The sequence below is a fragment of the Pseudomonas sp. FBF18 genome (assembly GCF_024261405.1).
GTDB classification, from domain to species: domain Bacteria; phylum Pseudomonadota; class Gammaproteobacteria; order Pseudomonadales; family Pseudomonadaceae; genus Aquipseudomonas; species Aquipseudomonas palmensis.
On record NZ_QKRS01000014.1, the window covers coordinates 89952 to 116849 of the forward strand.

Annotated in this window: 20 protein-coding genes; 11 read left to right on the forward strand and 9 right to left on the reverse strand. The window is 66.9% G+C overall.

Translation table 11 applies throughout. From position 1 onward, the window contains the following. Positions 1-177: 177 nt before the first annotated feature. The 7 genes from DN387_RS20095 to DN387_RS20125 all read left to right on the forward strand — a co-directional run bounded on the left by DN387_RS20095 (position 178) and on the right by DN387_RS20125 (position 10134). Positions 178-1356 (forward strand): efflux RND transporter periplasmic adaptor subunit, encoded by a 1179-nt coding sequence (locus DN387_RS20095; protein WP_054916289.1) that lies wholly within the window; start codon positions 178-180, stop codon positions 1354-1356. Then, the gene (locus tag DN387_RS20100; RefSeq protein WP_054916288.1) at positions 1353-4454 is read left to right on the forward strand and encodes a multidrug efflux RND transporter permease subunit; all 3102 of its coding nucleotides are present in this window, start codon (positions 1353-1355) and stop codon (positions 4452-4454) included. Before DN387_RS20095 ends, DN387_RS20100 begins: the two co-directional genes overlap by 4 nt. Before the next feature lie 9 nt (positions 4455-4463). Beyond that, entirely contained in the window at positions 4464-5138 is a 675-nt protein-coding gene (locus DN387_RS20105) for a heavy metal response regulator transcription factor (RefSeq protein WP_043864394.1), read from the forward strand. After that, positions 5113-6495, forward strand: a complete 1383-nt coding sequence (locus tag DN387_RS20110) for a heavy metal sensor histidine kinase (protein WP_043864393.1) — start codon at positions 5113-5115, stop codon at positions 6493-6495. The genes DN387_RS20105 and DN387_RS20110 overlap by 26 nt, the downstream gene beginning before the upstream one ends. 208 nt (positions 6496-6703) lie before the next feature. Continuing rightward, positions 6704-6925, forward strand: coding sequence for a hypothetical protein (locus DN387_RS20115; protein ID WP_043864392.1), 222 nt, complete (start codon positions 6704-6706; stop codon positions 6923-6925). 255 nt (positions 6926-7180) lie between these two features. Beyond that, entirely contained in the window at positions 7181-8455 is a 1275-nt protein-coding gene (locus tag DN387_RS20120; protein ID WP_231390716.1) for an OprD family porin, read from the forward strand. 176 nt (positions 8456-8631) lie between these two features. Next, on the forward strand, positions 8632-10134 hold the full coding sequence (locus DN387_RS20125; protein ID WP_054916286.1) for a diguanylate cyclase: 1503 nt from the start codon (positions 8632-8634) through the stop codon (positions 10132-10134). Here the strand turns inward: DN387_RS20125 and DN387_RS20130 are convergent. Then, positions 10131-10607 carry a PA2169 family four-helix-bundle protein gene (locus tag DN387_RS20130; protein ID WP_043864389.1) on the reverse strand — a complete coding sequence of 159 codons (477 nt, stop codon included), beginning with the start codon at positions 10605-10607 and terminating at the stop codon, positions 10131-10133. The two genes, DN387_RS20125 and DN387_RS20130, sit on opposite strands and share 4 nt — an antisense overlap. A 203-nt stretch (positions 10608-10810) precedes the next feature. Here DN387_RS20130 and DN387_RS20135 point away from each other — a divergent pair, with 203 nt between their 5' ends. Further along, positions 10811-11041, forward strand: a complete 231-nt coding sequence (locus DN387_RS20135; protein ID WP_043864478.1) for a DUF3820 family protein — start codon at positions 10811-10813, stop codon at positions 11039-11041. On the opposite strand, the gene DN387_RS20140 is transcribed toward DN387_RS20135, so the two are convergent. The 3 genes from DN387_RS20140 to ptsP are packed head-to-tail and all read right to left on the reverse strand — an operon-like array spanning position 11042 to position 16592. Next, positions 11042-12781 carry a PTS fructose-like transporter subunit IIB gene (locus DN387_RS20140; protein ID WP_054916285.1) on the reverse strand — a complete coding sequence of 580 codons (1740 nt, stop codon included), beginning with the start codon at positions 12779-12781 and terminating at the stop codon, positions 11042-11044. After that, on the reverse strand, positions 12778-13734 hold the full coding sequence (gene pfkB / locus DN387_RS20145; RefSeq protein ID WP_054916284.1) for a 1-phosphofructokinase: 957 nt from the start codon (positions 13732-13734) through the stop codon (positions 12778-12780). Before pfkB ends, DN387_RS20140 begins: the two co-directional genes overlap by 4 nt. Beyond that, the gene (ptsP, locus tag DN387_RS20150; protein ID WP_054916283.1) at positions 13734-16592 is read right to left on the reverse strand and encodes a phosphoenolpyruvate--protein phosphotransferase; all 2859 of its coding nucleotides are present in this window, start codon (positions 16590-16592) and stop codon (positions 13734-13736) included. Before ptsP ends, pfkB begins: the two co-directional genes overlap by 1 nt. 284 nt (positions 16593-16876) lie before the next feature. On the opposite strand from ptsP, the gene cra reads away from it, so the two are divergent. Then, entirely contained in the window at positions 16877-17872 is a 996-nt protein-coding gene (cra, locus tag DN387_RS20155; RefSeq protein WP_054916282.1) for a catabolite repressor/activator, read from the forward strand. A 2-nt stretch (positions 17873-17874) separates the two neighbouring features. After that, complete coding sequence (locus DN387_RS20160) at positions 17875-18651, forward strand: TatD family hydrolase (protein WP_054916281.1); 777 nt, start codon at positions 17875-17877, stop codon at positions 18649-18651. A gap of 41 nt (positions 18652-18692) precedes the next feature. Here the strand turns inward: DN387_RS20160 and DN387_RS20165 are convergent, their stop codons facing one another. From DN387_RS20165 to DN387_RS20180, 4 genes are all read right to left on the reverse strand, one after another. After that, positions 18693-20711: a methyl-accepting chemotaxis protein gene (locus DN387_RS20165; protein WP_236171862.1), complete on the reverse strand. Its 2019-nt coding sequence runs from the start codon at positions 20709-20711 to the stop codon at positions 18693-18695. A 180-nt stretch (positions 20712-20891) separates the two neighbouring features. Beyond that, a complete protein-coding gene (ampE, locus tag DN387_RS20170) occupies positions 20892-21725 on the reverse strand; it encodes a regulatory signaling modulator protein AmpE (RefSeq protein ID WP_054916279.1) in 834 nt (277 codons plus the stop codon). Next, positions 21722-22282 (reverse strand): 1,6-anhydro-N-acetylmuramyl-L-alanine amidase AmpD, encoded by a 561-nt coding sequence (gene ampD, locus DN387_RS20175; protein WP_043864381.1) that lies wholly within the window; start codon positions 22280-22282, stop codon positions 21722-21724. Before ampD ends, ampE begins: the two co-directional genes overlap by 4 nt. Before the next feature lie 79 nt (positions 22283-22361). Then, positions 22362-24536 carry a DUF1631 domain-containing protein gene (locus DN387_RS20180; protein ID WP_236171860.1) on the reverse strand — a complete coding sequence of 725 codons (2175 nt, stop codon included), beginning with the start codon at positions 24534-24536 and terminating at the stop codon, positions 22362-22364. A gap of 249 nt (positions 24537-24785) precedes the next feature. Here DN387_RS20180 and nadC point away from each other — a divergent pair, with 249 nt between their 5' ends. Beyond that, on the forward strand, positions 24786-25634 hold the full coding sequence (gene nadC / locus DN387_RS20185; protein ID WP_054916277.1) for a carboxylating nicotinate-nucleotide diphosphorylase: 849 nt from the start codon (positions 24786-24788) through the stop codon (positions 25632-25634). A 79-nt stretch (positions 25635-25713) separates the two neighbouring features. Here nadC and trxB read toward each other — a convergent pair whose 3' ends face one another. Then, the gene (trxB, locus tag DN387_RS20190; RefSeq protein WP_043864378.1) at positions 25714-26676 is read right to left on the reverse strand and encodes a thioredoxin-disulfide reductase; all 963 of its coding nucleotides are present in this window, start codon (positions 26674-26676) and stop codon (positions 25714-25716) included. Between the last annotated feature and the right edge of the window lie 222 nt (positions 26677-26898).

The window sequence follows — 26898 nt, forward strand, 5'->3', positions numbered from 1 at the left end:
GCAGGGCGAGAGACTCTACGGGGCAACATTTAGTAAAACCTTGATCCAGCGCAGACTATTGGCACTTGGCCATCTGCCAGCTGACAGCGCTGACAGGTGGGCGTCACACTGCTGACCCCCAGTAGCAGCTATAACCTACTGACAGCCCTCCTTTTTCTGCCCTGGCGCCGTGCACGCATGCGAATTTCCAGCTCTCGAGTGTTTTTTTTCGGCCTGATAGCGTTGCTGCTGGGCCTGGCGCTGTACCTGACTTTCGGTCGCCACACGGCCAGCCAACCGGCCATGCCCGTGGCCACCCCGGTCAGTGTGATCCAGGTGCAGCAGCAGGATGTGCCGCACTACCTCAGCGCCATCGGCGCGGTGCAGTCGCTGCACAGCGTGCAGATCCGCCCCCAGGTGGAGGGCGTGCTGACCCGGATCCTGGTCAAGGAGGGCCAGCCGGTGCAGGCCGGTGACCTGCTGGCCACCCTGGATGACCGCAGCATCCGCGCCAGCCTCGAGCAGGCCCAGGCGCAACTGGGCCAGAGCCAGGCCCAGCAGCAGGTGGCCGAGGTCGACCTCAGGCGCTACCGCCTGCTCAGCGAAGACAACGGCATCTCGCGCCAGACCCTCGACCAGCAGCAGGCGCTGGTCAACCAGCTCAAGGCAAGCATCCTCGGCAACCAGGCAGCGATCGCAGCGGCCAAGGTGCAGTTGTCGTACACCCAGATCCGCTCGCCGGTCACCGGACGGGTGGGCATTCGCAACATCGACGAAGGCAACCTGGTGCGCACCAGCGACGCCCAGGGCCTGTTCAGCGTGACCCAGATCGACCCCATTGCGGTGGAGTTCGCCGTGCCGCAGCAATGGCTGCCGACCCTGCAGGGGCTGGTGGCCGCCGAACCCCCGGCGCCGATCCGTGCCTACCTCGAAGGCAACGGCGACAGCGGCGGCCTCCTGCTGGGTGAAGGGCACCTGAGCCTGATCGACAACCAGATCGCCGCCAACACCGGCACCCTGCGCGCCAAGGCCGCGTTCGACAATGCCCAGGCCCGCCTGTGGCCGGGGCAACTGGTGAGCCTGAAGATCCAGACCAGCATCCAGCGCGATGCGCTGGTGGTGCCCCCCGGCGTGGTGCAGCGGGGCATCGACCAGCACTTCGTGTACCGCGTCGAGGGCGACAAGGTCGCGGTGGTGCCGGTCAAGGTGCTGTACCAGGACAGCAATCTCAACGTGATCAGCGGCGTAGCGGTCAACGACACGCTGGTGGCCGACGGGCAGTCGCGGCTCAGGCCCGGCGCCCGGGTCGAGGTGCTGGCAGCCCCGCCCGCCGCGCCCGTCGGCGACGATGTTGCCGGCAGCGGTGTGCAGCCATGAGCGGGCGCAGCTCGATCAGTGCGTGGTGCATCGACCGCCCGGTGGCCACCCTGCTGCTGACCTTCGCCCTGGTGCTGCTGGGCGTGGTGGCGTTCCCGCAGTTGCCGGTGGCACCGCTGCCCGAAGCGGACTTCCCCACCATTCAGGTCAGCGCGCAGCTGCCCGGCGCCAGCCCCGAGACCATGGCCTCGTCGGTGGCCACCCCGCTGGAGGTGCAGTTCAGCGCCATCCCCGGCATGACCCAGATGACCTCCAGCAGCGCACTGGGCTCCACCAGCCTGATCCTGCAGTTCACCCTCGACAAGAACATCGACACAGCCGCCCAGGAAGTCCAGGCCGCGATCAACACCGCCTCCTCGCGCCTGCCCCAGGACATGCCGAGCCTGCCCACTTGGCGCAAGGTCAACCCGGCCGACAGCCCGGTGCTGATCATGACCGTCAGCTCCGCGCAGATGCCGGCCAACGAACTGAGCGACTACGCCGAAACCCTGCTGGCACGCCAGCTGAGCCAGATCGACGGGGTCGGGCTGGTCAACATCACCGGCCAGCAGCGCCCGGCGATTCGCGTGCAGGCCCAGCCGGAAAAACTCGCCGCCATCGGCCTGACCCTGGCCGACCTGCGCCAGGCCATCCAGCAGACCAGCCTCAACCTGGCCAAGGGCGCGCTGTACGGCGACAGCAGCGTGTCGACCCTGGCCACCAACGACCAGCTGTTCCACCCCGATGAATACGCCCAGCTCATCGTCGCCTACCGCGACGGCGCCCCGGTACACCTCAAGGACGTGGCCACGGTCATCAACGGCGCCGAAAACGCCTATGTCAAAGCCTGGTCCGGCGACCAGGAAGGCCTCAACCTGGTGGTGTTCCGCCAGCCCGGGGCCAACATCGTCGACACCGTGGACCGGGTCATGCAGGCGCTGCCGCACCTGGAGGAAATGCTCCCGGCATCGGTGCAGGTGTCGGTGCTCAGCGACCGCACCCAGACCATCCGCGCCTCGCTGCACGAGGTGGAGATCACCCTGCTGATCGCCGTGCTGCTGGTGATCGCGGTCATGGCGCTGTTCCTGCGCCAGTGGTCGGCCACGCTGATCGTCTCCAGCGTGCTGGGGGTATCGCTGGTGGCCAGCTTCGCGCTGATGTACCTGTTCGGCTTCAGCCTGAACAACCTGACCCTGGTGGCCATCGTCATCGCCGTGGGGTTTGTGGTGGACGATGCCATCGTGGTGGTGGAAAACATCCACCGGCACCTGGAGGCCGGCGACGACAGCCGCACGGCTGCCCTCAAGGGCGCCGGCGAGATCGGCTTCACCGTGGTCTCGATCAGCTTCTCGCTGGTGGCCGCGTTCATCCCGCTGCTGTTCATGGGGGGCGTGGTGGGGCGGCTGTTCAAGGAGTTCGCCCTCACCGCCACCTCCACCATCCTGATTTCGGTGGTGGTCTCGCTGACCCTGGCGCCGACCCTGTGCGCGCTGTTCATGCGCCGCCCGCAACACCCCGAGCACGCCGCGCCGACCTTCGGCGAGCGCCTGGTGGCCGGTTACGATCGTCTGCTGGTCAAGGCCCTGGCGCACCAGCGGCTGATGCTCGGGCTGTTCTTCGTGACCCTGGCCCTGGCCATCGGCGGCTACGTGGCCATTCCCAAGGGCTTCTTTCCGGTGCAGGACACCGGCTTCATCCTCGGCACCACCGAGGCCGCGGCCGACGTGTCGTACCCGGACATGGTGCGCAAGCACCAGGCGCTGGCGAAGATCATCGAGGCCGACCCTGCGGTACGCGCGTTCTCGCACTCGGTGGGGGTTACCGGCAGCAACCAGACCATCGCCAACGGGCGCTTCTGGATCGCCCTCAAGGACCCTGCCCAGCGCGACGTGTCGGCCAGCGAGTTCATCGACCGGCTGCGCCCCAAGGCCGCCCAGGTGCCGGGCCTGGTGCTGTACCTGCGGGCCGGGCAGGACATCAACCTCAGCTCCGGGCCCAGCCGCAGCCAGTACCAGTACGTGCTCAAGAGCAACGACGGCCCGGCGCTCAACCTGTGGACCCAGCGCCTGACCGAACGCCTGCACGCCAACCCGGCGTTCCGCGACCTGTCCAACGACCTGCAGCTGGGCGCCAGCGTGACCCGCATCGACATCGACCGCCAGGCCGCCGCGCGTTTCGGCCTGACCACCGCCGACGTCGACCAGGCGCTGTACGACGCCTTCGGCCAGCGTCAGATCAGCGAGTTCCAGACCGAGACCAACCAGTACAAGGTGATCCTGGAAATCGATGCACGCCAGCGTGGCAAGGCCGAGAGCCTGGCCTACTTCTACCTGCGCTCGCCCCTCAGTGGCGAGATGGTGCCGCTGGCGGCGCTGGCCAAGGTCGCGGCGCCCAGCACCGGGCCGCTGTCGATCAGCCACGACGGGCTGTTCCCGGCCGCCAACCTGTCGTTCAACCTGGCACCGGGGGTAGCCCTGGGCGATGCGGTGAGCATCCTCGAACGCACCCAGCGCGAGCTGGGCATGCCGGCCTCGATCATCGGTACCTTCCAGGGCGCGGCCCAGGCCTTTCAGAGTTCGCTGTCGAGCCAGCCGTGGTTGATCCTGGCCGCGCTGGTGGCGGTGTACATCATTCTGGGGGTGCTCTACGAGAGCTTCGTGCACCCGCTGACCATCATCTCCACCCTGCCCTCGGCGGGCCTTGGCGCACTGGCGCTGCTGTGGCTGATGGGCCAGGACTTCACCATCATGGGCCTGATCGGCGTGGTGCTGCTGATCGGCATCGTCAAGAAGAACGGCATCCTGCTCATCGACTTTGCCCTGGAAGCCCAGCGCCAGCGCGGGCTTGCGCCAGAGGCGGCGATCCACGAGGCGTGCCTGACGCGCTTTCGTCCGATCATCATGACCACCCTGGCCGCCCTGCTGGGCGCGGTGCCACTGATGCTCGGCGCCGGGGCCGGGGCCGAGCTGCGCCAGCCGCTGGGCATCGCGGTGGTGGGCGGGCTGCTGGTCAGCCAGGCGCTGACACTGTTCACCACGCCGGTCATATACTTGGCCCTGGAGCGCCTGTTCCACCGCCGCCGCAACGACCTGCCGGCGGCCCGGCCGATCGAGAACTGAGAGCCGACCATGCGCGTGCTGATTATCGAAGACGAACAGAAGACCGCCGACTACCTGCATCGCGGCCTCACCGAACAAGGCTTTACCGTGGACCTCGCCCCGGACGGCATCGAGGGCCTGCACCTGGCCCTCGAGGGCGACTACTCGGTGATCGTGCTCGACGTGATGCTGCCGGGCCTGGATGGCTACGGCGTACTGCGCGCCCTGCGTGCACGCAAGCAGACCCCGGTGATCATGCTCACCGCCCGCGAGCGCGTCGAAGACCGCATCCGCGGCCTGCGCGAAGGCGCCGACGACTACCTGGGCAAGCCGTTCTCGTTCCTCGAACTGGTGGCGCGCCTGCAGGCGCTGACCCGCCGCAGCGGCGGGCACGAGCCGGTGCAGATCCAGGTCGCGGACCTGTGGGTGGACCTGATCAGCCGCAAGGCCAGCCGCGCCGGCCAGCGCCTGGAACTGACCGCCAAGGAGTTCTCGCTGCTCAGCGTGCTGGCGCGGCGCCAGGGCGAGATCCTGTCCAAGACCGCGATTGCCGAGCTGGTGTGGGACATCAACTTCGACAGCGACGCCAACGTGGTGGAGGTCGCCATCAAGCGCCTGCGCGCCAAGCTCGACGGCCCGTTCGAGACCAAGCTGCTGCACACCATCCGAGGCATGGGCTATGTACTGGAAAGCCGTGCGCACTAACTCCATCGCCCTGCGCCTGAGCCTGCTGTTCAGCCTGGTGGCGCTGGGCGTGTTCCTGCTGATCGGCGGTGCCCTGTACAAACAGGTCGACCGCAGCCTCGACCTGCTGCCGGAGGCCGAGCTGGACGCCCGCTACAGCGTGCTGGAATCGGCGCTGACCCGCTATGGCACCCGGGAGCACTGGGCCAAGATCACCAACAAGCTCAACCTGCTGGGCGAGGAAGACCGGCGTATCCGCTTCTGGGTGGTGAGTGGCGACGCGCACTACGAGTACGGCCAGCCCGACGCCGCGATACGCGACTTTGCCGCCGGCCCGCTGGGCATGCGCGACCTGCAGCTGGAGGGCCGGCCGTACCCGTACAAGGTGCTGGTGAGCGAGCTGCCGGCGCTGGACCGGCGCCCTGCCCTGCGCTTTCTGCTCGGCATCGATACCGAAACCTTCTGGCACACCCAGCACACCCTGCTGGGGGCATTGATCAGCCTGGCGGTGATCGGCGTGCTGCTGGCCTCGGCCCTGGGCTACTGGGCCGCGCGCATCGGCCTGCGCCCGCTGCGGGCGCTCTCGGCCGAGGCCCAGCAACTGGCGCCACCGCACCTGAGCGCACGCCTGTATGCGGCCGACCTGCCGCCAGAGCTGCAACAGTTCGCCGGCACCTTCAATGCCACCCTGGAGCGGGTCGAGCAGGCCTATTCACGCCTGGAGGGGTTCAATGCCGACGTGGCCCATGAGCTGCGCTCGCCCCTGACCAACCTGATCGGCCAGACCCAGGTGGCGCTAACCCGCGGTCGCAGCGCCGAACATTACTTCGAGGTACTGCAATCGAACCTGGAGGAACTGGAGCGGCTGCGCAGCATCGTCAACGACATGCTGTTCCTGGCCAGTGCCGACCAGGGCAACAAGGCCACCGCGCTGACCAGCAGCTCGCTGGCCGAGGAAGTGGCGACCACCCTGGACTACCTGGACTACATCCTCGAGGACGCCCAGGTACGGGTGCAGGTCAGCGGCGATGCACGGGCGCGCATCGAGAAGGCGCAGTTGCGCCGGGCGCTGATCAACCTGCTCAACAATGCGGTGCAGCACACGGCCCGCCAGCAGGTGATCCAGGTGCATATCGAGCGTCAGGGCGAGCAGGTATGCATTGCCGTGAGCAACCCGGGCCCGGCCATCGAGGCCGTGCACCTGCCTCGCCTGTTCGAGCGCTTCTACCGGGTGGATGCCGCGCGCAGCAACAGCGCCGTGGGCAACCATGGGCTGGGGCTGGCGATCGTCAAGGCGATTGCGCTGATGCATGGCGGCAGCGTGTTTGCGCGCAGCCAGGCGGGGGCCAATACCTTCGGGATTCTGTTGCCGGCCTGAAGCCCCCATCGCGGGTCAAGCCCGCTCCCACAAGGGCCAGCGAACACCCTGTGGGAGCGAGCTTGACCCGCGATGGGCCAAACGCTGCGCTCGACTGTTGCCCGAAATGCAACAGTGCATTGCCCAATCCCCTCTGTTTCAACCCCCCACCGAGGACTATCGTACCCACACCAAATAGATAGCTTGCTATGCAAGAAGGTAGCTTCAAATGTCCAACAGTATGGGTATTGCCAGTATTTTCGTCCTGTCGTCCGTATTGCTCTCGCCCCTGGCCATGGCCGAGGAGTCCCCTGCTTTCGTGGCGCAGTACGCCGCCCGCGCCGCTGCCGCGCAGCAAGGCCGCGAAGCCCTCGCCCAGCAGCAGGACCACGCCAAAAACCTGGAGCAGACCGCGTCCAAAGGTTCTGCGAGTGCCGACAAAGACAGCTGATACGCTGCCTCTGCCTCTCTCCTATTCCCTCGACTGCTGCGCTGGCGACGTGTTCGCCTGCGTGGCCGTCTTTCAAAGCCGCTGCTATCAGCGGCTTTTTTTTGGCCTGGACAAAAGCTTCTACGGCCAGAGATGTGTCCTCACAAGAAAACACCGCTTCGCACAATAAAAAGCTGCATCCCTCACCTCAAGGAGTCCACACCGGTGATCCACGCGTTTCGCTTGACCCCGCTGTTCGTTGCGCTGGCTGCAACGATGCCCCTGCACGCCCAGGCCGACGAGGCCGAAGGCTTCGTCGAAGGTGCGCACCTCGACGTGCTCAGCCGCAACTACTACCTCAACCGCAACCAGCTGCAGCGCGGCAACCACGACAACCGGGAATGGGGCCAGGGCTTCATCGGCAAGTTCGAGTCCGGGTTCACCCAGGGCACCGTGGGCTTTGGTCTGGATGCCCATGCCATGCTCGGCCTCAAGCTGGACGGCGGTGGCGGTACGGCGGGTTCGAGCATCCTGCCCTACCACTACAAGGACGATGGCGAACTGGGCAAGGCCCCGGATTCGTTCTCCAATGCCGGCGCTGCCATCAAGCTCAAGGCCTTCGACACCGTACTGCGTGCCGGCGACCTGTTCCTGACCAACCCGGTGATCGCCGGTGGCGAGACGCGCATGCTGCCGCAGACCTTCCGCGGCGTCAGCCTGACCAACAACAGCATCGACGGGCTGCAACTGGAAGGCGGCCAGGCCAGCTTCACCAAGCTCTACAACCAGAGCGGCCACAAACGCATCGGCGCTACCTACGGCAACCTGCCAGATGACCGCGAAAGCCGTCACCTGAACTGGGCCGGCGCAGCCTGGGCACCGGTCGAAGGTTTTACCAGCAGCCTGTACGCCGCCGAACTCAAGGACGTGTGGAACCAGTACTACCTGGACCTGGACTACACCTGGCAGCTCGCCGACGGCGTCAGCCTCAACCCCGGCCTGCACTACTACCACACCCAGGACACCGGCGATGCGCTGCTGGGCAGCATCGACAACAACACCTACAGCCTGCACCTGGCGCTCGGCGTGGGTAACCACACCGTCACTGCGGTGTACCAGCGGGTCAACGGCAACACGCCGTTCGACTACATCACCCTGGGCGACAGCGTGTACCTGGACAACTCGCAGATGTACTCGGACTTCAACGGGCCTGGCGAGCGTTCGTGGAAACTCAAGTACGCCTATGACTTCGCCGGCGTCGGCATGCCCGGCCTGACCACCGCCGTGTCGTACTCGCGCGGCAAGCTGGACCTGAGCAAGGTCGACCCGGCCAGCGCCGGCTACAGCAACTGGTACAGCGCCGACGGCGACAATGCGCGCCACTGGGAACGCGACATGGACCTGGCCTACGTGTTCCAGCAAGGCTCCCTCAAGGACCTCAGCGTGCTGCTGCGCTGGGCCTCGCACCGTGGCAGCCAGGGCTACGCCCAGGTCGACAACGATGTGGACGAATACCGCGTGATCGTCGAATACCCGCTCAACGTCTTCTGATCCCACCGCCATGCGCCAAAGAGCTTGCAGGATGCAGGCTCTTTTCCTGCAAATAGCCCCAAGATGCCGTACATCAATCGGCACCAGCAACAGCTTGTCCGACAATCTGCACCCGCCTAGAATACCGCCGCCTCGCACCTGCCCTTTCAACGACAGCGGTACGAATCACCTCCATCATGCCTTCGCGCCTTCCGCCCCAGCGCCCGACCCTGTACGGGACTCATCCGGAGTTGATCCTTAACCTGGGCAGTTGCCTGGCGGTTCTGGCCATCATCACCATCGTGACCTTCCTGCTGGTACGCGAAAAAGCCAACGTGGGCCAGGCGGCCGCACGCTCGGCCAGCAATATCGTGCAGTTGATCGACACCGACATCGTGCGCAACGTCGAGCTCTACGACCTGTCGCTGCACGGACTGATCTGGGCCATCCAGCGCCCTGAACTGGCCAGCGTGGCCGCGCCGCTGCGCCAGCAACTGCTGTTCAACCAGGCCTTCACCGTGCCGTTACGCGGCGACATCCTGTGGCTGGACCGCAACGGCAACGTGGCGGCCGACTCCACCAGCGTGGTGCCACGCAGCGCCAACTTTGCCGACAGCAGGGTGTTCCAGGCCCATCGCGACAACCCCGGCCTGGGCCTGGTCATCAGCCCGCCATTCAAGGCACGCCTGGGCGAGCTGGACTGGTGCATCAGTTTCAGCCGGCGCATCAACGATGCCGATGGGGCCTTCGCCGGTATCGCGTCAGGCGCCCTGCGCCTGGCCTACTTCAGCGAGCTGTTCCAGCGCCTGGACATCGGCCGCGACAGCAGCGTCAACCTGTTCAACAGCGACGGCGTGATGCTCGCCCGCCACCCTTCGCTGCCCAGCGACCCGCTGATCGGCGCCGACCTGTCCGAGCAACCCAACTTCAAGCGCGCAATGGCCCAGGGCAACGGCAGCTTCACCGCGCGTTCGAGCCTGGACGGCAAGCATCGCCTGTACACCTTTTCACGGGTGGACGACCTGCCGCTGCTGGTGGTGGTGGCCTTGTCCACCGACGAGGTCTATGGCTCGTGGCGGCGTACCGCACTGGTGGTCAGTATCGCTACCGGCCTGTTGTGCATCGGCATCCTCTGGCTGTCGTTGCTGCTGGGGCGCGAATTGCGCAGGCGCCACAGCGCCGAGCAGGGCCTGGCCGAACTGGCAGCCACCGACAGCCTCACGGGGCTGGCCAACCGCCGTCAGCTCGACCAGGTACTGCGCCGCGAATGGGCACGTGCCCAGCGCAGCCAGCGCCCGCTGGCGGTACTGATGGTGGATGTGGACCACTTCAAGGCGTTCAATGAACGCCACGGTCACCAGGGCGGAGACGAAGCGCTACGCCAGGTGGCGACGACGATCGCGCACAGCATCCGCCGCCCGGCGGACCTGGCCGCACGATATGGTGGGGAGGAATTTCTGGTGATCGTGCCCGAGACCGACCTCAACGGCGTGCTGACCCTCGCCGAACGTATCCGCAGCAGCGTCGAGGCACTGCCGCCGTTCGGCGACGACCAGCACCCGGTAACCGTCAGCATTGGCGTGGGCCTGCAGACGCCAGAAGCCCAGCAGGATCTTTCGACCTTGCTGGGCTGTGCGGACGATGCGCTGTATTGCGCCAAGCGCAACGGGCGCAACCGGGTAGAGGTGTACGCCGGTTAGGAACGTGCGCGGGCCGCGTCGCGCAGCACCTTGACCTGGTCATGGTTGCGCTGCACGCCATGGTACTGGCGCTCGACCAGGGCATATGCCGGGTCACTTGCCGGTACATTCAGCTTGGCCAGTTTTTCCAGGGCATCCTTGTAGGCTTTGAGGGCGTGGTCTTCACCGCGCTCCACTTCTTCCAGCACCGCCTTGTCGTCGTTGCTGGTCAGCGAAGACTTGAGGTTGACCCAAGCGCGGTGCATGTCACCGCTGAGGCTGGTGGTGGTTTCCGGGTCGCCGCCCAGGGAACGCACGTGCTGCTGCAGATCTGCAGCGGCGCTACGGCATTCGCCTTCACGCTGCAGGAAGAACGCCTTCAGGTCCGGGTTCTTGGCATCCTCGGCAGAAGTCTTGAAGCCCTTCTCGCCATCCTTGCTGTACTCGATGAGGTTGTTCAGAACCGAAATAACGTCTTTGTTCACGTTGGTCATGACAGTGCTCCTTTGCATGAGGGTGGTTGCGTAGTACAGGAGCAGTGTTCATGCCAGCTTTTATGTAAAAATTAAATCTTTTAAAATCAACAACTTATAAAAATTTTGAACCTTCCCCAAGCAGCGTTTTGCATGAACGGACCTTTGGTCTCGTGCAGATTGCATGTATTGTCGGGCCTTTCCTGCACTGCTGCGCCGAGCCCATGACTCCCGAGACACTCGAACTGCTGGTTACCCGCGAAATGCCCTATGGCAAGTACCAGGGCCGGCTGATCGCCGACCTGCCCGGCCACTACCTCAACTGGTTCGCCCGCCAAGGCTTTCCCAAGGGCGAACTGGGCGGGCTGCTGGCGTTGATGCACGAGGTCGACCACAACGGCCTGGCCGACCTGCTCGAACCGCTGCGCAAGAAGCACCCGCGCCCACGCCCCTGATCAGGCCTTGGCCGGCTCCAGTGCCAGCTCGGCCACGTCCCTGCGCTTGAGCACCGCGTACACCACAGCGGTCAGCAGGCTGCCGGCGGCGATGGCCAGCAGGTACAGCAGGGCGTGGTTGATCGCGTTGGGAATCAGCATCACGAACAGCCCGCCGTGGGGCGACATCAGCTTGCAACCGAAATACATCGACAGCGCGCCGGTCAGTGCACCGCCGACCACGCTGGCGGGGATCACCCGCAGCGGGTCCTTGGCCGCGAACGGGATCGCCCCCTCCGAAATGAAGCACATGCCCAGCACCAGCGCCGCCTTGCCGGCCTCGCGCTCGCTCTGGGCGAACTTGCGTCGCGCCAGGAAGGTGGCGATGCCCAGGCCGATCGGCGGCACCATGCCGGCGGCCATGGTCGCAGCCATCGGCGCCATGCTCTGGTTGGCCAGCAGGCCCACCGAGAAGGCATAGGCGGCCTTGTTCACCGGCCCGCCCAGGTCCACGCACATCATGGCGCCGAGCAGTATGCCCAGCAGCACCGCGTTGGCAGTGCCCATGCTGTCGAGAAAATGCGTCAGGCCATCGAGCATGCCGGCCACCGGCTTGCCCACCACGTAGATCATCACCAGGCCGGTGAACAGGCTGGCCAGCAGCGGGATGATAAGGATCGGCTTGAGACTCTCCAGGCTACTGGGCAGGCGGACCCAGTGGCTGATCGCCTTGGCCGCGTAGCCGGCCACGAAGCCTGCGACGATGCCGCCGATGAAGCCGGCGCCCAGCGAACTGGCGAGCAGCCCGCCGATCATGCCCGGCGCCAGGCCCGGGCGGTCGGCAATCGAATAGGCGATGTAGCCGGCCAGCAGCGGCACCATCAGCTTGAATGCGGCGTCTTCGCCGATCTGGCGCAGGGCGGCGGCCAGGGTGCCCGGCTCCTGGTAGGCATCGAGCCCGAACATGTATGCCAGGGCGATCAGCAACCCGCCTGCCACCACCATCGGCAACATGAACGACACCCCGGTCAGCAGGTGCTTGTACACCCCAGCCCTTTCACTACGTGCAGGTGCGGCGCCGGCGCTGCCGGCGGCACGCTCTTCGCGACCTTCGGCCAGCGCCTTGTTCAAGGTGGCCTGGGCCTGCTTGAGGGCCACGCCGGTGCCACAGCGGTAGATGCGCTTGCCGGCGAAGCGCTCGGTGGGCACTTCGATATCGGCGGCCAGCAGTACCACGTCGGCTTCGGCGATGGCCGCGGCGCTCAGCGGGGTGCGTGCCCCCACCGAGCCCTGGGTTTCGACGGCCAGTTGATAACCCAGTTGCCGCGCCGCCTGCTGCAAGGCTTCGGCGGCCATGAAGGTGTGCGCCACCCCGGTGGGGCAGGCAGTGACCGCAACGATCTTCTTCACCGCCCCCGCTGCGGCCGGCGCAGGCGCCACGGCTTCGGGGTGATGCACCTGGGCCTGTTCGGCGGCCAGGCGCAGAAAGCTCTCCACATCCTGCAGGGCCTGGGCCGGGGTGCTCTGGAACAGGCGTTTGCCGGCAAAGCGCTGCAGGTCGAACGGGCCGGTGCTGATCACCAGCACCCAGTCGGCGGCGGCGATCACTGCCGGCGAAAGCTGGCGCTCGGGATGGTCGGGGTCGTGCACCTCGACACTGGTGCTCCAGCCCTGGCGCTGCGCGGCCGCATCCAGCAGGCGCGCGCTGAGCAGGCTGGACACCTGGCCGTTGGGGCAGGCGGTGACGATGGCGATCTTCATTGTTCACCCTCTTGTCGAGCGTGGGGAATCTGCACCCGGACGGCATCTTCGAGCTGCGCCAGTTGCACGCGGTCGCCGATGCCGAAGCCGATCTGGGTCACGGCCTGGGCGGCAATCGCGGTGGCGCGGCGCAAGGTCTGCGCGGCAGGCTCGGCATTGAGCAGGCCGTGCAGCATGCCGGCCAGCAACGAATCGCCCGCGCCCACCGTGCTGGCCACCACCACCTGGGGCGGCAGCGCCTGCAGGGCGCCGTCGCGCCGGAACCAGATCACCCCCTGCTCGCCCTGGGACACCACCACATGCTCGACGCCCTGGTCGATCAACTGGCGGGCAGCGGCCTGCTGCTCGGCAATGCTGTGCAGCGGGCGGCCCAGCGCTTCGGCCAGTTCGTCGGTATTGGGCTTGACCAGCCACGGCGCGCTCTTGAGCCCGGCGATCAAGGCCGCACCACTGCTGTCCAGGATCACCTTCAGGCCCAGCGACTTGAACCACGCCAGCAGCATCTGCAGCCACTGCGGGCTCACACCCGGCGGCAGGCTGCCGGCCACCACCACCGCGTCATACCCGCTGGCCAGGTGCTGCAGGCGTGCCAGCAGCTCGCCCTGGGCGTTTTCGTCGACCTGCGGGCCCACGCCGTTGATATCGGTGACCCGGCCATCGCCCTCCACCAGCTTGAGGTTGCTGCGGGTTTCGCCGGGCACCCGCACGAAGCAATCGGCAAAGCCGCGACGGGCCATCAGGGCCTCGAAGGGCTGCAGGTTGTCCTGGCCCAGGAAGCCGCCCACCGTCACCGAATGCCCCAGGTCGGCCAGCACCTGCGCCACGTTCAGGCCCTTGCCCGCCGCGTGGCTGTGCTGCGCGTGGCTGCGGTTGACCGCGCCGGGCTGCAGGGTGGCGAGGCTGACGGTGAGGTCCAGCGCCGGGTTGAGGGTCAGTGTGAGTATCCGTGCCATCAATGCATCTCCACCCGTGCGCGCACATCGGCGGCACTGCCCTGCACCAGCGCATCACGCGCCAGTTGCCGGGCCTGTTCAAAATTCAGTTCGCGCACCACCGCCTTGACCTCGGCAATGCTGCGCGCCGCCACGCTCAGTTCATCCACGCCCAGCCCCACCAGCACCGCCACCGCCTGAGGGTCGGCGGCCAGTTCCCCGCAGATGCCCACCCACTTGCCGTGGGCATGCGCGGCGCGCACGGTGATGTCGATCAGCTGCAGCACCGCTGGGTGCAGGCCATCGGCCTGGGCCGACAGGCTCGGGTGGCCGCGGTCGATGGCCAGGGTGTACTGGGTCAGGTCGTTGGTGCCGACGCTGAAGAAGTCCACCTCCGGCGCCAGCACCGGTGCCAGCAGCGCGGCCGAAGGCACCTCGATCATGATGCCCACCTGCAGGTCGCCGACCGGTATCTCCTGGCGCAGGCGCTCGATCATTGCTCGGGCCTGGCGCCACTCCTCCACCTGCCCGACCATCGGGAACATGATGCGCAGCGGTCGCTCGCCCGCCGCGCGCAACAGGGCGCGCAACTGGCTTTCCATGACCTGCGGCCGTTGCAGGGTCAGGCGAATGCCGCGTACCCCCAGAAACGGGTTTTCCTCCTTGGCGATGGGCCAGTAGGGCAACGGCTTGTCGCCGCCCACATCCAGGGTGCGCACCACCAGCGGCCGGCCCTGCAGGCCGTCGAGCACACAGCGGTACTCGGCTTCCTGGGTGGCCTCGTCGGGCACCTGTGGATGGGCCATGAAGATCAGCTCGGTGCGCAGCAGGCCGATGCCTTCCGCGCCCAGGTCGATCACCTGTTCGATACCCGCGCTTTCACCGATGTTGGCGAACACTTCCACGGCATGGCCGTCGCGGGTCACGGCAGGTTCCAGGCGACGCGCCCGGGCCGCCTGCAGGCGCTGTTCGCGCTGCTCGCGCTCGGCCAGGGCGCGCTGCAGCTCGTCCGCCGCCGGGGCCACGGTCAGGCGCCCACGCTGGCCGTCCAGCAACAGCTCGGTGCCGGCGGCGATCAGCAGCACCGCCGCGCCGGCCCCCACCACCGCCGGGATGCCCAATGCCCGCGCCACGATCGCGCTGTGCGCGGTGGCGCCACCGCGTGCGGTGAGAATCCCGGCCACCCGCGCCGGATCGAGGCGCGCCACATCGGACGGGCCGACTTCGTCCATCACCAGCACATAGGGCTGTTGCGGCTCCGCCACCTCGGCGGCCCCGCACAGGGTGGCCAGCACACGGCGGCCCACGTCGCGCAGGTCGGCGGCGCGTTCGGCCAGCAGGGCGTCGTGCAAGGCCTCCTGCTGCCGCGCTGCGGCCTCGATCACGGTCATCCAGGCCGCTGGGGCGCTTTCGCCCTGGAGCAGGCGCAGCTCGACTTCATCGCCCAGCCCCGGATCGCTGAGCATTTCCTGGTGAGTGACGAAGATCTCGCGGATGGCCTTGGCCGGGCTGCGCCGGATCAGCGCTTCGAGCTCACTGGCCACCGCGGCCAGGGCACGTTGCAGGCGGTCGCGCTCGATCACCGGCGACTCGCCTCGCAGCGGGTAGTCGAAATGGCGCAGCACCTGCACATGCGCCGGGCCGCAGGCGATGCCCGGCGATGCGGCCACGCCCTGGACCTGCGTGCCCGGCAGCGGCGCGCTCAGCACAGGCTCGAGCACCTGGGGCGCCGCTACCTCGCTCACCGGCGCCAGCGCCTCGACCGCTTCGCCCAGACCTGCCTGCACCGCCGCCAGCAACGCCGGCAGCGCGCTGTCGGCCACGCTCGGCTCGGCGATGAACTCCAGTACCTGGCCACGGCGTGCGCCCAGGCTCAACAACTTGCTCAGGCTCTTGACCGACACGGCGGCCTCGCCGCTGTCGACAACGCGCACGCGCACCTCGCCCTCGAACGCCTTGGCCAGTTGCGCCAGTTCCTTGGCCGGGCGCGCATGCAGGCCGTGGGCATTGGCCAGGCCGACGCGAACGCTGGGCCAGTCGGCCGGCAGCTCGCCGCCCAGCACCTCCAGCACCGCACGGCTGCTGGTAGCGCGGAACAGCTCCTGCGCCCGACCTTCGATCAGCAGGGTACACAGGCGTTCGAGCAGGGCCTGGTGCGCCGCGCCCAGGCTGGCCAGGCAGAACAGGCCGTTGAGCGGCTGGCCCAGGTAGCGCAGCGGCTGCTGCGGGGTGACGAACGCCAGGCCCGGCTTGCGCACGGTCTGCTCGCTGTGCAGCCACCACAGGCCATCGCCCAGGGGCAGCGCCTCGACCTGCTGCAGCACGGCGGCAAAGCCATTGCCGGCGCAATCGGCGCGGCGCAGCAGGCGGGCGCCACGCCATACCAGCTCTTCGAAATCCTCGGCGGGCACACCCAGGCCGATCATCTGTGCATCCAGTGCCAGCTCCTGCGGCGCCCCCTGCAGCAGTTTGAGCAACGCCTCGGCGCTGCCGGCCCGGCGCAGCGCCTGGGCCAGGTCGGTCTCGCCCAGCGCGCGGGTGAGCAATTGCAGCAGGCGCAGGTGCTCGTCGGAGCGCGCGGCGATGCCGATGGCCAGGTACACGATCTGCCCGTCGCCCCAGTCCACGCCCTCGGGGAACTGCAACAGGCGCACGCCGGTGGCATGCACCAGCTCGCGGGTCTGCGGGGTACCGTGGGGGATGGCGATGCCCTGGCCGAGAAAGGTCGAGCCCTGCGCTTCACGCGCCTGCAGCCCGGCCAGGTAGCCCTCGGCCACCAGCCCGTCGGCCACCAGGCGCTCGGCCAGCAGCTGCAGCGCGGCGGTCTTGTCCACGGCCGACTGGCCCATGGAAATCTGCTCTATGGTGAGCTCGAGCATGAACCTCTCCTTTGCAGCGCCGGGCCGGCGCCGAGGTATTGTTGTGAATTTAGCAGCACCCGACACGTCGCAGGGCCGGGCGCAGGCGAAGGCCACGGCAGAAAAATCGCCTGCTGAATCGTTTAACCTAGAATAGCGTGCACGTTACTCGATAACCTGCGAACAATGAAAGCCCCATTTTGTCGGACAATTGCGACAATGGTCGTCTGCGCCGATGCTTCGCAATCGGCGACAATACCCGGTCAGGCTCTGCAGCCAACCCCGGTAATAACAAGGAAAATTCGGTGAAACTCAGCGATATCGCCCGTCTGGCCGGTGTGTCCGTTACCACTGCCAGTTATGTCATCAATGGCAAGGCCGAACAGCAACGCATCAGCAGCAGCACGGTAGAGCGTGTGCGTGCGGTGGTCGAGGCCCATGGCTTCACGCCCAACCCGCAGGCGGCCGGGCTGCGCAGCCGTCACACGCGCACCCTTGGCTTCATCCTGCCAGACCTGGAAAACCCCAGCTATGCGCGCATCGCCAAGCAACTGGAGCAAGGCGCAAGGGCCCAGGGCTACCAGCTGCTGATCGCCAGCAGCGACGACCAGCCCGACAGCGAGCGCCAGTTGCAGCAGCTGTTTCGCGCACGGCGCTGCGACGCCCTGTTCGTCGCCAGTTGCCTGCCCGAAGACGACGACAGTTACCGCACGCTGCAGGCCAACGGCCTGCCGATCATCGGCATCGACCGCAGCCTGGACCCGGCGCAGTTCTGCTCGGTGGTCAGCGACGACGAGCATGCCAGCCTGCACCTGACCCGCAGCCTGCTCGACAGCGCCCCGGCGCATATCGCACTGATTGGCGCACGCCCTGAGCTGAGCGTCAGCCGCGCTCGCGCACGTGGCTTCGACCAGGCCCTGCAAGGCTTCGACGGACGGGCCAGCCAGCACCAGGGCGAAGCCTTCAGCCGCGAGTGCGGGCGCCGCCTGATGAGCGAGCTGCTGGCCGACCTGGGGCGCCTGCCCGACGCGCTGGTGACCACCTCCTATGTGCTGCTGCAAGGCGTGTTCGATGTGCTGCAGACCCGCCCGCCAGCATCGCGCAGCCTGCACCTGGGCACCTTCGGTGACAACCAGTTGCTGGACTTCCTGCCCCTGCCGGTCAACGCCATGGCCCAGCAGCACGGCCTGATGGCCGAAACCGCCCTGCGCCTGGCGCTGGAGGCGGTGGAGAAGCAGCACTACACGCCGGGTGTGCACGCAGTGGCGCGCACCTTCAAGCAACGCCTCTTCAAGGCCTGACCATGCGCCTGGTAGACACCCACACCCACCTGGACTTTCCCGACTTCGATGCCGACCGCAGCGAAGTGCTGGGGCAGGCGCGCCGCGCCGGGGTCGAGCGCATGGTGGTGCTGGGGGTGTACCAGGACAACTGGCAGCGGGTATGGGAGCTGGTCAAGAGCGATCCGCAGCTGTATGCGGCGTTCGGCCTGCACCCGGTGTACCTGGAACAGCATCGCCCGGAACATCTGCTGGCGCTGGGCGACTGGCTGAGCCGCCTGCGTGGCGACCGGCAGCTGTGCGCGGTGGGCGAGTTCGGCCTGGACTACTACGTGGCCGAGCTGGACCGCGAGCGCCAGCAGGCGCTGTTCGAGGCCCAGTTGCAGCTGGCGGTGGACTTCGACCTGCCGGCGCTGCTGCATGTACGGCGCAGCCATGCCGACGTGATCGCCCGGCTCAAGCGCTTCAAGCTGGCGCGTGGCGGCATCGTGCATGCGTTTGCCGGCAGCTACGAGGAGGCCCGCGAGTACCGCCGCCTCGGGTTCAGGCTGGGGCTGGGCGGTGCGGCCACCTGGCCCCAGGCGCTGCGCCTGCGCAAGGTGCTGCCACGCCTGGGGCTGGACGGCGTGGTGCTGGAGACCGACTCGCCGGACATGGCCCCGGCGATGTACGCCGGGGTGCGCAACAGCCCTGTGCACCTGCCGCAGATTGCCGTGGCACTGGCTGAGGTGATGGGGGTTGCGCCCCAGGTGCTGGCCGAAGCCAGCACGCGCAATGCCTGCGAGCTGTTTGGCTGGTAATACCGGCCCTGCGCCTTGCCGGCGAAGGGCCCAGCCCTCGCTCAGACCCTGAACGCCCCGATCAACTGCTTCAACTCCATCACCTGCGCCGACAGCTGCCGGCTCGCATCTTCGGTCTGGTGCGCGCCCTCGGTGGTGTGCTCGGCCGCGCGGTTGATCTGCACGATGTTCAGGTCGATGTCATGCGCCACCGCCGTCTGCTGCTCCACCGCCGCCGCAATCTGCTGGTTCTGCTCCACGATGCTGCCCATCGCCCCCAGAATGTTGACCAGCGCCTGCTGCACCTGCTGCGACTGCCCCACCGTGCCCGCCGCCATCTGGTGACTGCTGTCCATCGCCCGCACCGCCGCCTCCACCCCACCCTGCAGGCGTGAAATCATCTGGTCGATTTCCTCGGTCGACTGCTGCGTGCGCTTGGCCAGCGTGCGTACCTCGTCGGCCACCACCGCGAAGCCACGCCCCTGCTCCCCGGCCCGCGCCGCCTCGATGGCGGCGTTGAGCGCCAGCAGGTTGGTCTGCCCGGCGATGCTCTTGATCACCTCCAGCACCTGGCTGATCTGCTGGCTGTCGCTGACCAGCTGGTTGATCACCCCCACCGACTGGTCGATTTCGGCCGCCAGCCCGGCAATGCTGCCCTGCTGCGACTCCACCAGCTCGCGCCCGCTGACCGTCTCGCGGTTGACCCCGTGGGCGCTGTTCACGGCTGCCGCAGCGCTGCGAGCCACTTCCTGGGCAGTGGCCGACATCTGGTTCATGGCCGTGGCCACCTGCTCGATCTGCCCGCGCTGGCCGCTCACCGCCTGGTTGCTGCGCGCCGATACCGCATGCACCTGCTCGGCCTGGTGTTCCACCTCGGCCACCGTCTGCCCGACCCGCTCGATCAGGTCATGGATGCGCCGCACCGTGGTGTTGAACACCTCGCCCAGCTCGCCCAGCTCGTCGCGACTGCGGGCCTGGAAGGTCACCGTCATGTCGCCACCGGCCACCTTGTCCATCACCTTGCCCAGGGTACGCAGGGTGCTGCGGGTGGAGGCGTAGAAGCCGCCATACAGGTAGCCGATCAGCATGAACACCGCCGCCAGGGCCAGCACCAGCAGCACCATGTGCTGGCGGTAGTCGCCCAGGCGCGCCTGTAACTGCTGTTCGAGTACCTGCAGGGTGGCGCCATTGAGCAGGTAGGTCTGCTCGATCAGGCCGCTGACCTGCTGGTAGAACGCCGGCCACGGCGCATCGAGGGTATCGGCCATCACCACCTGGTCTTCGAGCAGCTCGCTGGCCTGCTTGAGCGACGCCTGGCTGCTGGCGGCCTGGCTGGCCAGCCGCGGCTCGTCGCCCAGGGCGTCCTGCAGGCGAATGGCGTAGTCGGCCGACAGCTTGTCGAGGCTTTTGAGCAGTTCTTCGAAACGGGTACTGGCCGATGAGTTGAGAAACCCCTGGCCCAGCGAGTAAGCCCCGATTGCCCGGCCTTCACCCAGGGTCTGGGTGACCTGGGCGGTGACCGTGGTCAGCAGCTCGCCCATCTGGCGCACGCCGGCATCGCTGTCCTGGCCAAGGCCCGACTGGCTGACCACCAGCTTGCCAAGCAGGTGCGCCTGCGCCAGCAGGGCGTCGTACAGGGCTGCACGGGTCTGCAACGAGGAGTCGGCCCGCGCCGCTTCGAGCCCTGCCAGCAACTCGTCGCGCCGGGCGGTGAAGGCCTGCACCTGGGCCGGGTCCTCGGTCATCGGGGCCAGCGCGGCCACGCGCTTTGCCACCTGCTGTTCCAGCGCATCGATGCGCGCCTCCAGGTCGTCGGCCTTGCCGGACTGCCCCAGCACCGCGTTGATCTGCACCAGGTTGCCCAGGCTCTCCAGATCACCGCGCACGGCCAGGCTCTCGCTCAGCAGGCCGAGGCTGTGCAGCTCCACACGGGTGGCGTGGAACTTGGCATAGGCGTCGCGCACCAGATAGAAATTGGTGACCAGCATGGGCAGAAAGAACAGCACGCTGATCAGGCTGAACTTCATGCCGAAGCTCAGCCGGTTCATCAATGCGATTGCCGGATATAAGAGGCGCTTCAAGGGTCGTCTCCTTTCGATTTCTTATTGTTTTCTGCGCAATAGCACTAGGCCACTGGCGATCGTCAGCAGCCTCTGTATAGCGCATATCGAAGGGAAGTTTTGTAACTTAAGGTTAACCACCCGTAGCGGCGGCCTGTAGGAACGAGCCGCCGTTGCGGCAGCCCGTTTACACGTTGTGAGTCAGCCGAGTACAGTCCACAGGGCAAAGCCCGCGTACCAGAGCACTGCGGCACGCAGCAGCAGTTCCCACAGGCTGTCGAGCCCGGTCAGGCCTTGCGGGCCGGTCTCGACGTCGGCGGGAATCTCCGCCGCTGCCGTGCCCGCCTGCTCCACCAGGCGCGGCGCACCGATGTGCCAGTTGAGCAGCTCGTGCAGCATCATGCGGCTGACCGCCACAAAGTTGCCCACCAGTGCAAAACTGGCGGCCAGTACCCGCACCGGCGCCCAGTCGAAGGCGTGGCGCAACTGCCGGGCGCGTTCCTGTACCGCCGGGTTGCCGGCCCGCTCGCCCGTCAGCGCCAGCAGCCGATAGGCCAGCGCTGCAGCCGGGCCCAGCAGCACATACCAGAAGATCACCGCAAAGAAGCTCTGGTAGGCCTGCCACAGCAGGTGCCCCTGCACCTTCTGGATCAGGCCCTGGCTGTCGTCGGCCGTCACCCCCAGGTCGCGCTCGGCCACGTGCACGGCCGCCTGTTCATCGCCGCGTCGCCAGGCATCGCGAAACGGCCCCAGCGCCGCCTTCACATCGCCCCGGCCCAGGCTGTAGATCAGCACCAGCAGGTGCACCGGCAGGGCCAGCAGGCCATAGGCGACCGGGTCGAGCACGTGCAGCAGCAGCGCCAGTACCACTACTGGCAACAGCACCAGAATGCCCAGCACCCACCAGGGGTCGGCCTTGGGCCTGCGCTCCAGGCGGGCCAGTTCGGTGAGAAAAAAGCCGTCGCGTTGCAGGCGCTGGCGCAGCGCCGAGAACTTCTCGACCCACAGCACCAGCAGTAACACCAGAAAACTCATGATCTGTCCTCGTTGACGTGCAGGCTGGCGCGATAGCGTTCCCAGTCGAACGCCGGCCCCGGGTCGGTCTTGCGCCCCGGCGCAATGTCGCTGTGGCCGCGGATTCGCCCCGCGATGGGCCAAGCAGCCTGCAGTTGCAGGGTCAAGTGTTGCAGGGCAGTGTACTGGGCGTCTGTGAACGGCGTCTGATCGGTGCCTTCGAGTTCGATGCCCACGGAAAAGTCGTTGCAGCCCTCGCGGCCCTCGAAGCGCGATACCCCGGCATGCCAGGCCCGGTCCAGGCACGAGACGAACTGGGTGACCCTGCCGTCACGCTCGATCAGAAAGTGCGCCGATACACGCAGGTCCTTGATCTGCTCGAAAAACGCATGCTCGGCGATGGGCAGGCGGTTCTGGAAGAACGCCTGCACCTTGCCGGTGCCGAACTGCCCGGGCGGCAAGCTGATGTTGTGGATCACCAGCAGGCTGATGGCTTCGCCCTCGGGGCGCGCGTTGAAGTTGGGGGAAGGGCAATGGGTGACGCCAGCGACCCAGCCAGTAGCGTGGTCAAGTTGCATAGAAGATCCTGAAGCATGAGGGCTCTGGCGCAGTATGCCCCGAGGAATCGACGGTTGTATCGTTAAAAAGTGCGGGCGCTCAGGGTTGACGCTGGCGCAGTTGGCTGACCACCGAACCCAGTGCACGTTCGAACAGCTGGGTGGCATCGAGCAGGCGTACCTGGCCCTGGCTCAACGCCCCGGCAAGCCCCTGCTGCGACCATTCGCGCAGCTTGCGCCCGGTACGGTCGACGAACACATAGGTGTGAGTGCTGTCGATGATCGCGATCAGCTTGCCGCGCACCGGCTCGTCATCCTCGTCGCGCAGCTCGATCCAGGCCCCCGGGCGCAGGTCGCGCACCTGGTGCAGCGCCGGGTCGTCGTCGGGCAGGCTGGAGCACAGCCCGCCCGCCGCCACCGACTCCGGCCCCAGCAGTACGATGCGGTCACGCACCAGCACCCGCTCGATACGCGCCTGGCCGGGGTGCCCTGCCCCTTCCACAGCCTGCAGGTGCAGCGCTTCGAGCTGGGCGAAGAACTCGCTGGTGGCAAAGGGGTCGTAGGCAACCCGGGTCAACCCCTCGCGCAGGGCCTTGAGCAGGCCCGGCACCTGCTCCAGCAGCCGAGCACGGTCGTCGCCTGTGTGTGACTCGACGCTCCAGAGCAACAGGTCCATGTTGGCCAGCGCGTCCTGCCACTGGGTCGAACCCCGCCCATGCTTGAGGCAGGCCAGCAGCAGCACCTGGCTCCAGGCCTGCTCGATCACCCGTACCACGCCTTGCGGCAGGCACTTGCCGAGCAGGCGCAGGTTGAGTTCGCTTTCAACCTGCTGGCGCGCCAGCACGGTGCGTGCCCGGCCCTCTTCGGCATCGCGGGTGCGCTGTTCGAGCAACTCGGTACGGCGGCGCTCATCGGCACTGAAAGCAAGGAACTCGGCCAGCAGCTCGGCGAAGATCTGCGGGTCGTCGGCAAAATCGGTGAGCAGGCGCTGCACGATGGCCTCGACCCGCAGGTACAGCTCGTCGCGCTGCACGTCATCACGCGCGCCCCAGCCCATCGCCACTGCGGCAATCTCGTCGAGCAGGCGGCGCGCCGGGTGGGTGGCGCGGCTGAAGAAGCTCTTGTCGAGCAGCGCCACCTTGAGCATCGGGATCTGCAGGCGTGCGATCAACTGGCGCAGCGAATGCGGCAGGTTGCGATCGCCGAGGATGAAGTCGAAGAGCATGGCGATCAGGTTGATCACATCCTCATCGATCACCTCGACCCTGCAGTACTTGCCGCTTTGCACGCTGGCCCGGGTCAGCAGTTGCTCCAGCTGGTGGCGCAGGTCGAAGTCCTGCACCTCCCCCGCTGCCGGCACGAACTGCTGCAGGTGCGAGAGCAGGCGCAGCAGGTCCTGCCTGCTGATCGGCTGCACCCGGTCATAGGGCTCCAGGCGCGGGGCCACCCGACCGCGCACCGGGGACAACAGCACCTGCAGCGAGGCGAAGGCGGCCTGCGCCCCGGCATCGGCCATCAGCGGGGCTGGCTTGACCTCCGGATCGCCGGCCGGGTGCGCCGGTTCGGCCGCCGGGGTGCGCCAGCCCGGCGCGCTCTTGAGGTCGGGCAGGATCCCGGTGGCGCTCAACAGCTGGTTGGCTTCGCCGTACAACTGGCCGACGTCGCACAGCACGTAACGCTCGAACAGCTTGAGCAATATCAGCTTGACCTTGATGCCCACGCCCAGGCTGCGCCCGGCCTGCAGAAAGTACTCGCACAGCAGCGCCGGCCCCAGCGGGTTGGCGCGATCGTCCAGGCGCTGGCTGATCAGGCTGTTCATGCGCAGGGTCAGCTGGCCGAGGGCGAAACCGTCACGCGTGGCCACGCGGGCCACCATCGTCTCCACGGCCTGGGCCCGCTCACGCGCATCGTCGGCCATCAGCGCCTGCCTGTCGTAGCCACGGCGCGCCAACGGCGCGGTCGGGTCGTTGCCGGCAATATCGATGAAGGCGTCATAGAACAGGTCGAGGAAGGCACGCTCGATGCTCTTGCGCTTGAGGCGCAGGTCGCGCATCGCTTCGAAGAACAGGCTGCGGTCATGGTTGTCGGCGGCCGTGTCGGCCATTTCGAAGAGCGTGTCGTCGGCGTTGTCGAACAGCCCCTGCAGCGCCTGGCGCAGGTGCTGCGCTGCCTTGTCGCGCACTTGCAGCAGGATGACCGGCAGACGAGCGAACGGCGTGCGTGACGCCTGATCGGTGGCCGCCTTGAACGGCACCACCTTCCCGTCATTGGGCATCCCGGTCTCCTTGCTGGGTTGGCTACGAAGTGGATTGAATGGCTGTCAAAGTCATGACGCCAATTACAAGGCGCGCATTATCTGGCAAAAACGCGCGGCCTGCCAGCGAACTGTGCAGTACGTTTCGGCCAGCCTGTGGATAGACCGCCATGGGGCGCAAATGCTCATTTGCTGCGACCAAAGGCGGATTGCTGCACGCCCGCCCCGGGCTGCCCTATAATCGCGGCCACCTAGCTTGTGGAGTCCACCATGCCGAATCTACGCCTCGCCGACCTGACCGCCGAAATCGAAGCCAACGTGCGCCGTGCGTTGCTCGAGGATGTCGGCAGCGGCGACATCACCGCCCAGCTGATTCCTGCCGAGCGCCTGGCCAAGGCCACCATCATTACCCGCGACGACTGCGTGATCAGCGGCACGGCCTGGGTGGACGCGGTGTTTCGTCAGCTCGACCCGCGGGTGGCGGTGCACTGGCAGGTCAAGGACGGCGACCGGGCCACGGCCAATCAGGCACTGTTCCACCTGGAAGGGCCGGCCCGCTCGCTGCTGACCGGCGAGCGCAGCGCGCTGAACTTTTTGCAGCTGCTGTCGGGGGTGGCCACCCATGCGCGGCACCTGGCCGACCTGGTGACCGATACCCAGGTCAAGCTGCTGGATACGCGCAAGACCCTGCCGGGCCTGCGCCTGGCGCAGAAGTACGCAGTGACCTGCGGCGGCTGCCACAATCATCGCATCGGCCTGTACGACGCGTTTCTGATCAAGGAAAACCACATTGCCGCCAGCGGCGGGATTGCCGAAGCGATCGCTGCGGCGCGCCGCATTGCGCCGGGCAAGCCGGTGGAAATCGAGGTGGAGAGCCTGGATGAACTGCAGCAGGCGCTGGAGGCCGGGGCCGACATCGTCATGCTCGACGAGCTGAACCTGGACGAAATGCGCGAGGCGGTGCGCCTCAATGCCGGCAAGGCCAAGCTGGAAGCCAGCGGCGGGATCAGCGAAAGCACGTTGCGCGCAATTGCCGAGACGGGGGTGGACTACATCTCGATCGGGGCAATGACCAAGGATGTGAAGGCAGTGGACCTGTCGATGCGCCTGAGCCTGTAAGAAACATCGCCGGCAAGGCCGGCTCCTACAGGGTTGTGCATGAACCTGTAGGAGCCGGCCTTGCCGGCGAAGGGGCCAATCAGAACGAAGCGTTCTGCAGGCCGTCCAGGTAACGCTCGACATCCAGTGCCGCCATGCAGCCGGCACCGGCCGAGGTGATTGCCTGGCGATACACGTGGTCGGCCACGTCGCCGGCGGCGAATACGCCCTCGATGCTGGTGGCGGTGGCATTGCCGTCACGCCCGCCGTTGACCACCATGTAGCCATCCTTGAGCGCCAGCTGGCCTTCGAACAGCGAGGTGTTGGGGGTGTGACCGATGGCGATGAACACGCCGTCGACCTTCACTTCATCGAAGCTGCCGTCGTTGTTCTTCAGGCGCGCACCGGTCACACCCATGTTGTCGCCCAGCACTTCGTCCAGGGTGGCGTTGAGCTTGAGCTCGATCTTGCCTTCGGCCACGCGGGCGTGCAGCTTGTCGATCAGGATCTTCTCGGCGCGGAAGGTCTCGCGGCGGTGCACCAGGGTCACCTTGCTGGCGATGTTGGCCAGGTACAGGGCTTCCTCGACGGCAGTGTTGCCACCACCGACCACGGCCACCGGCTTGTTGCGGTAGAAGAACCCGTCACAGGTCGCGCAGGCCGAAACGCCCTTGCCCATGAACGCCTCTTCCGACGGCAGGCCCAGGTAGCGCGCGCTGGCGCCGGTGGCGATGATCAGTGCGTCGCAGGTGTAGGTGGCGCTGTCGCCCTTGAGGGTGAACGGCTTGTTGGCCAGGTCCACGGCGTTGATGTGGTCGAACACCACTTCGGTCTCGAAACGCTCGGCATGCTCCTGCATGCGCTGCATCAGCGCAGGGCCGGTCAGGCCATGTGCATCGCCCGGCCAGTTGTCGACTTCGGTGGTGGTGGTCAGCTGGCCGCCAGCCTGCATGCCGGTGATCAGCAGCGGCTTGAGGTTGGCACGGGCCGCGTACACGGCGGCGCTGTAACCGGCAGGGCCGGAACCGAGAATGATCACTCGCGAATGACGAACTTCAGACATGAAACGCTCCTGTCGAGCTGGCGAGCCAGCCACATGACGCCGGGGGCACCGGCTGGAATAAAAAAGAACCCGCGAAGCACTTGGGGAAGGCTATTGGCCGCAGGTTCTGGAAACCGTGAAATTGGTGCGACTGTAACGAGGAGGCAGAGATTAAGGAAATATCCTTAGACAATCCACCTTATAGACGACCTCTATTCACCTGCCGAGCACCGGCCGCTTTGC